The organism is Moorena sp. SIO2C4 (assembly GCF_010672485.1).
In the GTDB taxonomy this organism is placed as follows: domain Bacteria; phylum Cyanobacteriota; class Cyanobacteriia; order Cyanobacteriales; family Coleofasciculaceae; genus Moorena; species Moorena producens.
The window spans coordinates 1-13,714 of sequence record NZ_JAAHGN010000071.1 but is presented as its reverse complement, the minus strand read 5'-3'; the positions used below and the strand labels follow the sequence as shown (position 1 = coordinate 13,714).

Annotated in this window: 15 protein-coding genes; 7 read left to right on the top strand and 8 right to left on the bottom strand. The window is 42.7% G+C overall.

What is annotated here, in order from left to right; all coding sequences use genetic code 11:
* Positions 1–294 (top strand): carbon dioxide-concentrating mechanism protein CcmK (locus tag F6K20_RS06390; RefSeq protein ID WP_287294143.1); only part of this gene is annotated, 294 nt, incomplete at its 5' end.
* 121 nt (positions 295–415) lie between these two features.
* Here F6K20_RS06390 and F6K20_RS06385 read toward each other — a convergent pair.
* Positions 416–682 (bottom strand): hypothetical protein, encoded by a 267-nt coding sequence (locus tag F6K20_RS06385; RefSeq protein ID WP_008181385.1) that lies wholly within the window; start codon positions 680–682, stop codon positions 416–418.
* Positions 683–1,018: 336 nt separating this feature from the next.
* On the opposite strand from F6K20_RS06385, the gene ahcY reads away from it, so the two are divergent.
* From ahcY to F6K20_RS40515, 4 genes are all read left to right on the top strand, one after another.
* Positions 1,019–2,296, top strand: coding sequence for an adenosylhomocysteinase (gene ahcY / locus F6K20_RS06380; protein WP_008181386.1), 1,278 nt, complete (start codon positions 1,019–1,021; stop codon positions 2,294–2,296).
* Positions 2,297–2,966: 670 nt separating this feature from the next.
* A complete protein-coding gene (locus F6K20_RS06375; RefSeq protein ID WP_008181387.1) occupies positions 2,967–3,776 on the top strand; it encodes a DUF928 domain-containing protein in 810 nt (269 codons plus the stop codon).
* A 517-nt stretch (positions 3,777–4,293) separates the two neighbouring features.
* The gene (locus F6K20_RS06370; RefSeq protein WP_008181389.1) at positions 4,294–4,917 is read left to right on the top strand and encodes an exopolysaccharide biosynthesis protein; all 624 of its coding nucleotides are present in this window, start codon (positions 4,294–4,296) and stop codon (positions 4,915–4,917) included.
* Between the two features lie 342 nt (positions 4,918–5,259).
* A complete protein-coding gene (locus F6K20_RS40515) occupies positions 5,260–5,475 on the top strand; it encodes a zinc ribbon domain-containing protein (RefSeq protein WP_502707973.1) in 216 nt (71 codons plus the stop codon).
* Positions 5,476–5,627: 152 nt separating this feature from the next.
* On the opposite strand, the gene F6K20_RS06365 is transcribed toward F6K20_RS40515, so the two are convergent.
* From F6K20_RS06365 to F6K20_RS06350, 4 genes are all read right to left on the bottom strand, one after another.
* Positions 5,628–6,008 carry a DUF760 domain-containing protein gene (locus tag F6K20_RS06365; protein ID WP_008181391.1) on the bottom strand — a complete coding sequence of 127 codons (381 nt, stop codon included), beginning with the start codon at positions 6,006–6,008 and terminating at the stop codon, positions 5,628–5,630.
* Positions 6,009–6,178: 170 nt separating this feature from the next.
* Positions 6,179–6,652, bottom strand: coding sequence for an SMC-Scp complex subunit ScpB (gene scpB, locus F6K20_RS06360; RefSeq protein WP_008181392.1), 474 nt, complete (start codon positions 6,650–6,652; stop codon positions 6,179–6,181).
* A 15-nt stretch (positions 6,653–6,667) separates the two neighbouring features.
* A complete protein-coding gene (locus F6K20_RS06355; RefSeq protein WP_008181394.1) occupies positions 6,668–7,543 on the bottom strand; it encodes an ABC transporter ATP-binding protein in 876 nt (291 codons plus the stop codon).
* Between the two features lie 41 nt (positions 7,544–7,584).
* Positions 7,585–8,925, bottom strand: coding sequence for an RNA-guided endonuclease InsQ/TnpB family protein (locus F6K20_RS06350; protein ID WP_008181397.1), 1,341 nt, complete (start codon positions 8,923–8,925; stop codon positions 7,585–7,587).
* Positions 8,926–9,455: 530 nt separating this feature from the next.
* On the opposite strand from F6K20_RS06350, the gene F6K20_RS06345 reads away from it, so the two are divergent.
* Positions 9,456–10,964 carry a hypothetical protein gene (locus tag F6K20_RS06345; protein WP_008181399.1) on the top strand — a complete coding sequence of 503 codons (1,509 nt, stop codon included), beginning with the start codon at positions 9,456–9,458 and terminating at the stop codon, positions 10,962–10,964.
* 321 nt (positions 10,965–11,285) lie between these two features.
* On the opposite strand, the gene F6K20_RS06340 is transcribed toward F6K20_RS06345, so the two are convergent.
* A complete protein-coding gene (locus F6K20_RS06340) occupies positions 11,286–11,441 on the bottom strand; it encodes a hypothetical protein (protein ID WP_008181401.1) in 156 nt (51 codons plus the stop codon).
* Between the two features lie 272 nt (positions 11,442–11,713).
* On the opposite strand from F6K20_RS06340, the gene F6K20_RS06335 reads away from it, so the two are divergent.
* Entirely contained in the window at positions 11,714–12,247 is a 534-nt protein-coding gene (locus tag F6K20_RS06335) for a hypothetical protein (RefSeq protein ID WP_008181403.1), read from the top strand.
* 54 nt (positions 12,248–12,301) lie between these two features.
* Here F6K20_RS06335 and F6K20_RS06330 read toward each other — a convergent pair whose 3' ends face one another.
* Together F6K20_RS06330 and F6K20_RS06325 are read right to left on the bottom strand one after the other, a co-directional pair.
* Positions 12,302–12,424: a hypothetical protein gene (locus F6K20_RS06330; protein ID WP_267871999.1), complete on the bottom strand. Its 123-nt coding sequence runs from the start codon at positions 12,422–12,424 to the stop codon at positions 12,302–12,304.
* Between the two features lie 57 nt (positions 12,425–12,481).
* The gene (locus tag F6K20_RS06325; protein ID WP_008181405.1) at positions 12,482–13,333 is read right to left on the bottom strand and encodes a DUF928 domain-containing protein; all 852 of its coding nucleotides are present in this window, start codon (positions 13,331–13,333) and stop codon (positions 12,482–12,484) included.
* Positions 13,334–13,714: the final 381 nt, after the last annotated feature.

Here is a 13,714-nt window from a genome sequence, read left to right as displayed (position 1 = left end):
GATGCTATGGTTAAAGCCGGTAGGGTTACCTTAGTAGGCTACATCAGAGTTGGTAGCGCCCGCTTCAATATCAATATTCGGGGGGATGTTTCGGAAGTAAAAACAGCTATGGATGCCGGTATTGCAGCCGTCGAAAAAGCCCATGGCGCTACCCTGGAATCCTGGGTGATCATTCCTCGTCCCCATGAAAACGTCGAGTGTGTTCTGCCCATTGCCTATACTGAAGCCGTTGAACAGTACCGAGAAGCTGTGGAAAATCCCATCATCGGGCGGGGGAACGGTTTTTCTCGTTAAGCTTTTTGGTTTTAGCTAAGCCCGCACCAAGCCCAGGTCTGACCCGATAGGAGAGCGGTTGTTGAATGCGGGTTGAAGCTACATTTGTGTTAGAACCGGGTTCGGTTAACTATGTCAATCATCATGCTACTAATCCTGATGGTTGCACTTCCACAGCAAGCACTGGCAAATCAACCCGCACTTTCTGAGCTTGGGGCTGTGCTGCTTGCTCTAATACTTCTACCTCAATATTAACTGCCACTAGATAAGAACCAGTTTGATCTGCCACAGCTTGGGCAATCAAACCAGCAAAGTCTGGCCGTTCTGCGGTAATGGGATCTCTTAACGTACACTGCTCCCATTGGTACTCGGCATTGGGATTGATGCTCAGTATATAGTGCTTCTTCATGGGGAAAAACCTTGATTAGGGGTTTATATCAGATCAGCTGACCGTCAACTCACTCTATTTATTATAGTACAAATATACTATTTTAGTCCTGGTCAGTAATCAATCCTATGGTGGTTTGCTGCCATTGAGTCTGCTGTCTCCTGAAAAAACTAGCCAATTTCCGACATCGAACTGAGTTCCTGATCACCCGTTGATGGTAGAAATCTGTAAACTATCTTAAATCTCAGCCAGTTTAATCAGAATTTTGATAAAGGTTTCCCATCCGGTGGCACTTTCTCCAACACGTTAAACTAATCAAAGCTAAACTAAAAAACGTTAACGAAAACACAAAACCTGATGATTGCAACTGCTACTCGGATTAAACACGAAGTTAAAGACCTGTCTCTGGCACCAAAAGGAAAACAGCGGATTGAATGGGCTGGACGGGAGATGCCAGTGCTCAAGCAAATTCGAGACCGCTTTGCCCAAGAAAAGCCTTTGGAAGGAATTCGTTTAGTTGCTTGCTGTCACGTAACCACCGAAACTGCCCATTTAGCGATCGCACTCAAGGCTGCTGGTGCTGATGCTGTCCTGATTGCCAGCAACCCTCTGTCAACCCAAGATGATGCAGCGGCTAGCTTAGTGGTTGATCATGAGATTTCTGTATTTGCCATCAAAGGGGAAGATAACGAAACCTATCACCGCCACGTTGAAATTGCCCTGGATCACAAACCAAACATTATAATCGATGATGGTAGCGATGTTACCGCCACTCTGGTAAAAGAGCGCCAACACCAGCTCGGTGATATCATTGGCACCACCGAAGAAACCACCACTGGCATTGTCCGTCTGCGGGCTATGTTCAATGACGGGGTGTTGACATTCCCGGCAATGAATGTTAATGATGCTGACACCAAACACTTCTTTGACAATCGCTACGGTACTGGTCAATCTACCCTTGATGGTATTATCCGCGCCACCAACGTGTTGCTAGCTGGTAAAAACGTGGTTGTGGTCGGTTATGGCTGGTGTGGCAAAGGCGCAGCACTTCGAGCCCGGGGACTGGGAGCCAATGTCATTGTTACTGAAATTGACCCCACTAAAGCCATTGAAGCTGTAATGGATGGCTTCCGGGTAATGCCGATGGCAGAAGCTGCTCCCTTAGGTGACTTGTTTATCACAGTTACTGGGAACAAGCACGTGATTCGCCCTGAGCATTTCGAGGTGATGAAAGATGGAGCAATGGTGTGCAACTCTGGTCACTTCGATATTGAAATTGACCTCAAGTCCTTAGGGGAAATGGCAACAGAAGTCAAAGAAGTACGGAACTTTACCCAAGAGTACTGTTTGAAAAATGGTAAATCCGTTGTGGTACTGGGTGAAGGACGCCTGATTAACCTGGCAGCAGCTGAAGGTCATCCCAGTGCGGTGATGGACATGAGCTTTGCTAACCAAGCTTTGGCCTGTGAATACCTAGTCAAGAACAAAGGATCCATTGAACCAGGTTTACACTCCATCCCTGAAGCAGTGGATAAGGAAATTGCCCGGTTGAAGTTACAAGCAATGGGCATTAACATTGACACCCTAACCCCAGAGCAAATCGAGTACATGAACTCTTGGACTTCTGGTACCTAAAACGAGGGTAATCCGTTGACGATACCGGTTCAATAATCCTAATCTCCCTTCTCGGGTAATGGGTTATGGGTAACAGGTAATTGGTCATCGGTCATGGGTAATTGGTAGTTGACTATTCCCGACTATCGATTACCCTGACCCAAGAATTCAGTAACTATTTGGGAAGTGATTAAGCCGACTTGAGATTATTGCTCCCTTTGCATAAAATAGCCAAATAATACCAATACCTTTGATGGTAACTTGGGATTAAATATATAGATACCTAAGATCGATATCTGAGTTGGATATAAAGTAATTACTCAGAATTAGCAATTAGGCGGTAAAATAAGGTGTGGGATTAGCTGCAACCCTTTTAAAAACAGGACTTGGCAGAAACTGGGGAGCCAACTATACCTATAAAACTATACCTATAGGGTGGAGTGACTGCGTCAGTCCTGAAGAAGAATAGAAAGTAGGCAAATACCACTTGTGAAAGCCAATTATCGATGATTTTTCGAGATTATGGATGATTTTTCTAAATGGGTTAACTATCTAGGTTATAGCTAAAGGCAAATTATAAAATTATATGGACTCTTGCATAAATCTTTAAAAAGAGGATGATAAATACTATAGCCCGATCGCAAAAATTGACTTTTGCAAGAGGCCTATTCAATGAGTAGGGTGATTGATCATGACTTGGCAACAATCTCCAACCTATCTGGCAGTGCTGACTACTATGCTCTCGGCTGCACTGGTAACTGACTTCACCGCAGCCCAGTTACTGGCACAGTCATACCCACACCATGAAGTTGGTGCACAATTCCCACGACCACCAGAGCGAGGGTCACCGTCTAGAACCCTTGGGGCTGGGACACATATGATTAAATTTCCACCACAAGTACCAGAACGAGGAAAACCGAGAAGAACAGCAGGAGGAGGGTCTCGTAGCTATTCTTGTACTGACAACGGTGATATCCCTTTAACTGCTATCGTGCCAACCAATAATCTGGTCAAAACGGTGGCGGCTAATCCTACACTGTTCTGGTATGTTCCCAAAACTACAGCTACTGTTGCAGAATTTGTGTTAATTGATGACCAGGATCAAGAGGTGTACCTGACCACATTGACCCTGGATAACAGGAAAGACGGTATTGTGCAACTGAGCATACCGAAAACCGTACCTCTGACCATGGGTAAGGAATACAAGTGGTTTTTCGTACTAGTTTGCGATCCTCAAGAGCGTAGCCGAGATCATTGGGTTCAAGGAATACTCCAGCGTACTGAACTTAGTCCGCAATTAGCGCTTAATCTAGATCAGGAGCAAAATACCTTAGAACAAGCCAAACTATATGCTGATGCTCTGATTTGGCAAGAAACTGTGACTACTGTCGCCCAGTTACGGGATTCCCAGCCCCAAGCATGGGTAGATCTGATCAAATCAGTGGGGTTAGAAGCGATCGCTAACAAACCATTTGTCAATTGCTGCACAGCTAGCAATTAATCTTAATTGACACTCCCCCTCCGATAAGAACGGGGATTCTTACTTGGCCGTAGGCCACGCGATCGCGTTCAACGAGCTGTATTGCCTGTTCAGGTCTGAACCAGAAAAGGTAGAGGACAATTCTCTATAAGCGTATTGGATAGCGCGGATCCAGGTTTCGGTGTGCCCCACCGTACCTAAATTATTGAAAACATAGATAGATAGATAGATTTTTTATCTGATTTTTTCATAGACGATCAAGTCGTTAGACTCAATTATGCAACATGCTTATCTCAAAACATGTTTTTTACATTGTCTACTTATTTTTAGATAATATCTACCTAGATTGTTATTAATCTATTATTATAGACATTTATCATAACATGCTCTCGGAAAAGTGTCAATACAAGAAGGTTGTATTATAAAGCCGTCCTTAAAGGACGGGGCTTTAAACCCATTTTTTTGGGTAATGTCAGGGTAAGTGCTAGAAAGATTAGTATATATTAGTATATTAACTTTTATAACTAATCACTACTGAATGGCTAAACTCTCTGTAGAACTACAGCGCTATTTTTTTGAGGAAGAGCGAGAGCCTCAGGTAAGGCTGGCAGATATTTTAACCCTAGCGGGGGAACGTATCTTTGGGTTTCTATTCGTTATCCTATCTCTACCTTCAGCTTTGCCAGTTCCAGCACCGGGTTATTCGATTCCCTTTGCAATTGTGATCTTCTTGTTGGCTATTCAGCTCATCGTTGGTGCCAAACGCCCCTGGCTACCTAAGAAGATGATGAATGGGAAAATGAAATTGGAAACCGTGCAGGGTTTTCTGAAAATAGGACTCCCTTGGTTGCGGCGGATTGAGGCAGTTACCCGTCCTCGCCTAAGCTATATTTGTACAAGTTTGCCTGGTCGGATATTTATGGGGAGTGCGATCGCATTAATGTCAATTTCGATGATGATTCCGATTCCAGGGACAAATACCATTCCAGCTGCGGGAATTTTTATAACTGGTTTTGGCTTAACTGAAGATGATGGCGCAATTAGCCTAGCGGGTTTAGTCCTGTGCCTGATCGGAGCAAGCCTCTCCATCTCAATTATGTTTGCCCTATGGTTTGGTGGCACAAGTCTAGTTGACCAGATTAAGATTTGGTTGGGTCGTTAAACTGATGTGCATCCAGTCCGCGTCGAAGATTTTGTTTGGGTTATAGTAATCACTAATTGGTAACAAACTTCGCTGCAGTTGTCGGTAACTTCGGACAAGGGAACTTCGGCTCAGGCCAAAATAATTGACCCAAACAGTATAATAAAACTACTAAGGCTGCTAGGTCTAATCGATAATCGGTAATAAGTAATCGGTAATAAGTAATCGGTAATGGCTAATCACAATTACCATCTAAACTCGAAGGGGACTCCCGTTATAGCCCAAAGACAAGCGCGGGATACGGGGGGTATAAAGTGCTCCCGCAGGTGACCCACACAGCCCCTTGGGAATTGGGGACTGAAAATGTTGCGTCTCCTTGAAAGTTTTTGCTATAATAGATGTATTATTGTGCTCGTTCCCTTAGCGTCTCCTAGGTCGAAAAGAGCTATGATGACTTGGGCTTTTTATCAGTTCTCTCAAATCCTAGAACACTTGTGTAATCGCTATGGTTCCAAGTTAGTGAGAGTAACAGAGGAATACACCTCTTATACCTGCACAAAATGTTGCACCTGCGTCTAAAAAGTAAAAAGGGATAATATTATATAATAGTATCATCCCTTTTTCCTATTCCATTTAGTTTTTTTGCCAAGTTAATAATTATTAACATAGTGCCATTCTACCTAACTACCTAACTTAGTAGGTATCAAACTAGGTATTAAACCAGAGGACATCTATGGCTCAGTTGGGTTTGGGGAATCCCTACGCTTTTCAGTGCGCTGCTTCTGAGGACCTAAGGGAGTGGAGTTGGTTAAGTTGTCTTCAAGAACCATACGCTGTTCCATCTGACGGAGAAAATAACCAGTCATCATGGCTGAAGCCAGCAATCCAGCTAAATTTTCCCGATCAGTGGTGATTTGAACATTAAAGTTTTCTGATGGCAGCATCCCTACTAGCCCTTGAACGTTCTGAGAGATGATTTGTTGGATTTCAGGGCTAGCAGACTTAGCAATCCTTGCTAAAACATCAGAAGGTTGATTCTGGAGGTATTGCAGCAGTTGGTTCGGTTGAGGCTCTGGTCCTGGGGAACTTAGAAAATCGGGGTTGAATACCATTAGGAATTTTAGGTTTGACCTGCTTCATCTCGACTTTTCTATACTCTAAACGATTGTGAGATAACCTGAATCAGCTTTCGGGGATAAATCTCAGTTTTTTGGGTATAAATTCTGAGTAAAAAAGCTTACTTAAAGAAATCTTGAAGTTTTTGTAACCCTTGGCATAGCTTCTATTGGGGTGGCAGTAGCTGCTGAACTTCAAAGTGTTGATGAAATTTTTCGGTAACTTGTAACCAGTACGAGCGCCCCTCAGTTTGTCTACGTTTCTGGACAAAATCGAGCTCGACCAGTTCCTGGATATGTTGATACGCTCCACTCCCACGAAGGTTGACTAGGTCAGCTTGAGTAATCGGACCTTTAAGAGCGATCGCAGCTAAAGTCCTCAAAGCACCTGTGCCCAATTCAGCAGGAATTAAGTTTTGCAGTAATTCACTAAACGTGGATCGTAACTGTAAGCTATACCCAGCAGGGGTTTCCACAACTTCTAAAGCACTGTCCCGGTGGGCATAGTCTGCCATCAGTTCAATCAGGCCATCCGCAACTTTTTCGCGATCGCATTGGGCATACTCTGAGATTTCCTCTATAGAGACGGGCTGTCCCTTCAAGTATAGAATCGCTTCAATTTGGGTAGCTAGACGAGGCATTGTTTTAATTAGCTTCTAATCCAATTGACGTCCTGTCAATTCAACAAAAATATCTTCCAGGTTGGAGGGACGAACCATCACACCAGTTTTATCGGGTAAACTTTCGAGATAGCCACTCGCAAGTTCCAGAGTCGGAAAAAATTTGTATTCAAAGCGTTCTGAGAGTTGTTTGATCAGTAATCCTTCCCCATGTTGGTGGCGCAACTGTTCAAATGTACCTAATTCGATTAGTTTACCAGAATCCATGATACCGATCCGTCCTGGCTTGCCAGCGCCATAGCGATCGCACAAAAACTCCACTTCTTCCATATAGTGGGTAGTTAGCAATATCGTCATACCTTGGCGATTCAAATCCCGAATAATTTCCCACAGGCGACGGCGGGTTTGGGGGTCTAATCCTACTGTAGGCTCATCCAAAAATAGAATCTTCGGTTGATGTAACAGCGCTCTAGCAATTTGCAACCGACGCTTCATTCCCCCAGACAGAGTTTTCACTAAACTATCCCGTCGGTCTATTAGCTCTACATACTCTAACCACTGATTAATCAGCCGCTTACGCCCAGGATTGGCAATGTGATGCAGCCGTGCGTGGAGTTCCATGTTTTCCCAGACAGTCAGGTCAATATCCACGCTAGTTTGCTGCAAGACCACACCAATATTTTCCTTGACCTGATCTTTTTCTTCTACAACGTCGTAACCCGCTACCTTAATTTGACCCTTGGTCGGTTCAGTTAAGGTAGTTAGCATCCGAATTGTAGTGGATTTACCAGCACCATTCGGACCCAGCAAACCAAATATCTCTCCTGATTCAATGGTAAAGGACAGGTCATTCACGACAGGGACCTTATCGTAGATTTTGTAGATGTTCTGGAGGGAAACAGCTGGGGGCATAGATTCCTTAATATGTATGATATTGATTGACACTCCCCGTCCTAGAAGAACGGGGATTCTTTGATCAACGAGGTCACTTGCTTCTCCAGACCGGAATCAGAAGAAGTAGAGGCGTCCTCTCCTAAAGCGTTGGGATCGATGATCCAGGTTCCGGTGTGCCCCACCGTACCCAAGGCTCTTTTTAGGATATTGATAGCTGCATTATGATCGCGATCTAAAACACATCCACACTTACAGGTGTGAGTCCTAGTTGATAGCGATTTCTTGACAACTTCACAACAGCTGGAACAATTTTGACTAGTATAAGCGGGATTAACTGCTATCGTTTGTCTACCAAACTTTTGTCCAAAATATTCCAGCCATTTCCTAAACTGATACCAACCTGCATCATTAATAGATTTAGCAAGACAATGATTTTTAACTAAATTTCTTACTCTTAAATCTTCGTAAGCAACCACATCGTTAGAGTGGATTACGCAGCGCGCCGGAGACGAAACCTTAGATAGTGGAGCCTTTATGGGTGTTCGGCTTTGCATAAAAGGGTTAAATCTTTTGTAATAAGGCTCCACTATCTTACGGTAACTTCTAACCAGTCTCTTGGCGTGCTCTTCACGCTGCCTACTTATTTTAAGATGTGTCCGGCCTAATTTATTAACGGCTTTCTTACGGTTGGATGAGCCTTTATTTTTGCGAGAAACCCGACGCTGGTAAAACTTCAGTCTTTTTTCGCCTTTACGATAAAACCTAGGATTTGGCTCTACGCCTCCCTTGGAATCGGTATAAAATTCCTTAAGTCCTACGTCTAGCCCAATATTAGTATGATTTGGTTCTAAAGATTCCTTTTCATCAACTTTTATACAGAACTGAACATAGTAACCATCCGCGCGGCGCACTAATCTAACTCGCTTAATTAGCTTCTGTTCGCGTAGCGTCGGCTTTGCCGAATCATAACGCCATAATTCCCAAGTTCCTTTAAGTCTTAGTTTTCCAATACCTTTTTTGTCTAAGAAATCTATTGACTTAGTATCAGGAGACAACTTCCAGCCCGATGTTTTGTATTCAACCGATCTGGAAAATTTCTTGAATTTGGGATATCCCTTTTTGCCAGGAACTTTCTTTTTACATTTATCGTAAAATCTAGCAATTGAGCTATAGGCTCTTTCAACCGAAGCTTGACATGCATGAGAGTTCAAGTCCTTTACAAAAGGATATTCAGCTCTAAGCCACGTATTATGACGATACAGTTCTTTTTGTCCTATACCATTATTGTCGATCCAGTAACGGATGCACTTATTGCGGACAAATTGACCAGTACGGATCGCCTCATCAATCGCGGCATATTGAGTTTTATTCCCTTTGACCTTGAACTCTAAGACTTTCATTTTGACGTTGGACAACTCTACGTAATATTGTAGCACAAAAAAAAGCCGTCCATTGTTCGCGCAGCGTGGCCTACGGCCAAGTTACCGTAAGATAGTGGAGCCTTTATGGTCGGCAGGCTATGCGGATGCATGGTTAAAACTTATTGAATAAGGCTCCACAATAAACAGGTTTCTATCCAGCGAAGGACGGGGCTTGAAACCCAAATTTTTTGGTCAATAGGCTTGAGCTAACCTGCTTCCAGACCACAGGTTATAAGGAAATTATATCATGTCGATATCATTACCCTTAATCAAAAGAGCAGTAATAGCAAATTTACCCACAAATACCACTGTAACCGTGGTATTTATCGATTTTAAGGGTTATATTATTAACCTATTATTATTTTTAAGTGTTAACTTAAAATAATAAAATTAATTGTTATCATATATAGGAATATCATCAATACGTAGATAAAAAAAATAGGAGCTGTTTATTTGGTTCACTCATCAGCTATCAGCTACAGTTATTGACTTTAATCGTAGAATTTACTATGGCAATATTTAGGATATTAGGTCGGGTAATCGATCCAAAAACCAGTGGCGTCGTTTCAGGATTACGGGTTGAAGCATGGGATAAAGACCTTATTTTCAACAACTTGGTGGGTAGCGCCATCACTGATGACCATGGCAGCTTTGGGATGGAATTCGATGAATCCTATTTTCAAGAACTGTTCTCTGACCAACGACCAGACATTTTTTTCAAAGTATTTTGTGATCAGCAACTGGTCAAAAGCACCGAAGATTCAGTGCTGTGGAATTTAGACATTGACGAGACTGAAGTCTTGATCACTGTAGATAACTATAGCCAATATAACGTTTACCAAAAATATCTCCAAGCTGCTGACGAAGGTGTTGAAGATAATCCCAAACTATTATATCTCGGTATTGATACTTCACCATACAAACAGCAAATTAAAGATTATCCCTCCCACCTGAACCATAAACCCGATGGTAAACATCTCGTGTCTGGAATTAAAGCGGATCATACTTTCAGTCCTTATCCAAATCTGGGGCAACTTCCAGATATTGATCAGCAAGGGTTAGAGTTTCTCCATCAAGACATCAAAGAAGCTTGTATCTGTGTTGGTAGTTTTGTAGAGGAAGAGTTCAAGGTAAAATGGTTGGGACGAAATGCCCTAAGTAATGACGAATTATGGAGTGGTAGTAAGATTATACCGATTATTAATCTAGTGTCTCGCCTTAATAGCAAATCTCCTAATGACGATCTTGATAAGTGTACAATTCGAGGCACAGACCAAGCTGGAAATCAAAGGGATATTCCGGTCTGTGATTTAATCACAGATGTGATTAGTTATGACTACAATACAGCAAGTTCTAATTGCTTAGGGGCAATGTTAAAGCGCTTTGCTCCCCAAATGGACTTAGAAAATTGGCTGAAACAGATTACAGGCAATGATAGCCTGATTTTCCGTGGCCGATATGGGGAAAAACCCTTTATTGAGTACCCCCAGTTGTTTGGTAGCACAACCAAAAGCATAATTCTAACTGCTGACCCTGAACCCCCTCAATGGGAAAGTAATACTATATCGGCTTATGATTTAAATCGGATGATCTCAATGGTGGGTTGGCATAATTACATACCGGAACCATGCCAGCTACCGGGAGTTAAGTGGGATAGTCTCGAAAGTATCATCAGAGCAATGGGGAACGATCCAGCTCGGTTAGTTGATTTAGCTATTAAAGAGTTGGGTTTGTTGAATGTGATTGACTCAACAGTGATTATATCAAAACTCGGCAACGGAGTTACCAGTATTAGGAACAGAACCGAAGCGGTTTATGTCGCGCTAGTTAAATTAGTTAAGCCTAGTCTTGACGATTCCCTCAAGCCAGCTAAATTGATTACCTTCAGTATGGCGCTACGGGGAGCAAAGGTGCTTGAACCAAGAGATGTCAATCGTGAAGCGGTGGAACTTGATGCCAGAATAGCAACAGAAGTGACAGAGATTTTGCGCAGAGCGGTGATGGGTGAATTGGTTTGAATCTAGTGTCAATTGGGTGAAGTACATAATTTTGGGATTTTAGGGAACAGGGAACAGGGAACAGGGAACAGGGAACAGTGAAGAGATAATCGGGAACAGTGAACAGGGAAAAAATCCTGTGTACCTCATAAGTAGGCAAAAGGTTATATCCCTCTTCTGTCACTTTGATCAATCTTCACCCTAAGTGTCCGGTTACTGTCTAAAGTCCAAGTAAATGTAAGTAGTTATATCAAGTCCGGTTAATCAACTCCCAAGTAGTCTCTGGATTGGTAGTAATCGGTAATCGTAAGCCTTCAGCGGTCAGCGGTAAGTGGTCAGTGGTCAGCCGTTGGCCAATGGCCACTCAAGTAGCACCATCTGTAGTGCATTAGCTGATAGCTGATAGCTGATAGCTGATAGCTGATAGCTGATAGCTGATAGCTGATAGCTGATAGCTGATAGCTGATAGCTGATAGCTGATAGCTGATAGCTTACCAATTATCTATTACCTGTTACGCCAGAAGGGATATCATGATTAGTCAACCGGACTTGATATTAGATCATGGCCAGAAAAGTTTTATGCTTGGTTTTTTTAGGGTCGGGTTTAGACAAAACGTGATTAATCTGTAGTCATTAATCGTAGGGTGGGCAGTGTCTACAAAGGCGAAAAGCCCAGCTTATCTTATCTGTCTGACACTGCCCACCTGACATGAACTCTACCAGCCAGGGACTTTTCAAAACCCTTCTTAGCAGAAGATAAATTGAAAACCGTGTGGGTACAAAAACCTAAAGAAAAAAAGTATAGATTCTCCTCTAACTACTACAAGATTTTCTTGGATATCCAAAGACGATGTGACTTTCAAATTTCTTTTTCAAACTTGCTTTTGTACGTTTTCTTTGTTCTGCAATATACTATCCCTATTTTTTTAGCGGCTATCGGAGGTATTACGGCAGGTAATGACTTATTGGTCTCGTTTATTCAAGAATTTGTTTCTGATGAACAAGCCGAAAATATCGTCAATTTTTTTATATTTGTTATTAGTCTATTAGGAACATTGTTCGGTACCATAAGTGCCACAACTAACCCTTCGGAAAGCTATGATAATGCAGCAGCGTTTAATAACAAATTTTCTGAGTTTAAGATTAATTTAGCGATAGATATGAGAAATCTTGAACTTACCAATGCTATGGAAGAAGAGTACCTGCAGCTTCTGAAGGAAAAAAATGCTAATCTTTCCGAATTGATTGAGGAATATAATCAGAAACGGTCGATCGATAAGAATCAAGTAAGCGGAGTAGAGTGATTAGTTGCTTACGATCCTCAGTGTCCAAATTGATCATGATCTACTAGTCTGTGATTACTTTGTTCCAGTTTTACACAAGTCTTTGAGGAATGCGATCGCGTAGCGTGACCGTAGGTCAATCGCATTTCCTAGAGATATATTGCGTTCGTGCAGCGTCGGGCTTTGGCCGAATCGCAAAACAACAAACCCAGCAACATCCCATACTCTGTGTTAACTCTGTGACCCACTGACCCACTACTGTACCACACGACCCAATCCCACTTGCTCCAGCAGAGCGATAAAATCTGCTCGAATCGAGGAGTCATTGGGATTAGCAGCTTGAGCCTGGTAAAGGGCATCAAGGGCATCAAACCAAGCCCCTGCTTCGGCATAGATGATTGCTTGTTGATGCAGTAACTCAGAGGTGGAGCTGTTGGTATTTGCAGCAACTGCTGCTAGCTTTTGCTCTAATTCTGGGGGTGGTGATACCCGCTCAATCCAGCTCCTATAATAGGAAGTCTTAGGCGGGTTTTCGCGATCGCATTCTAGGGTAACAGACCACATGTATATCTTCCTGTTTTCTTCCTCTAGTCCTGGTGGGTTTGCAATCAGTTCTGGACTGTTTTCCGGAAGTTCTACTGAGATCATCCCTACCTGACCTGAGTCAATCCTTTTCTCAAATATTGTCTGGTTTTCTACTGTGTCCACCAAGGTAAATACTATTGGTACGTCTACAGGCTCGGACAAATACCATAAAAATCTAGGATGACCAGATATCGTCTGTGCAGCTACTTTCTGTGAGGGAATTAACAGCGTCACCAATTCACGGGGTAACTGCTCATACCAGCCTCGTGAACCAGACCCATTACTCTTTCGAGGAGCGCTATCGGTTGGTGGAATAAATCGTAAGCGTGAGCCGTTGGCTGAACTATTTTGGGAACTATTTTGGGTTTCAGATGAGTTATTATTAGAATCGGCAACGTGACCGTTGACAGATTGTAAACCTTGAGAATAGCTTGGTTGAGGGGTGAGTGCGCAAAACAGCAGTACAATCAAGATTGATGTTGTACGTGCCAATAAATTAATAAAGTTAGCGGTAGTTTTCATAAGTTTATTAAATTATTAAACTATAATAGACATTTACAAGAATTAGCCTTAACCCTTAGAGGATATCTGAAAAGTTTTTTGATCCTGAATTTTGCCCCCCTGACCCCCCAACTTTGGGGGAAACAAGAGTCAATTTGCTTCTAAAAGTCCCCCAGAATTGGGGGACCAACGGGGGCTTGGATGTAGCAAATGAGACTTCTCAGACAACCTCTTAGTCAAGCCTGAGTTTAAGCTGAATTTTTTCAGAGATTTGACACTCCCCGGTCGCGCATACGCGGGGATTATTGGTTCAACGACTCGACTTGCCCATGACTTGTTTGCACCAGCCACAGTAGAGGCCAAATCTTCCCAAGCGTTTGGGTCGTTTAAGACCAGAGTTCA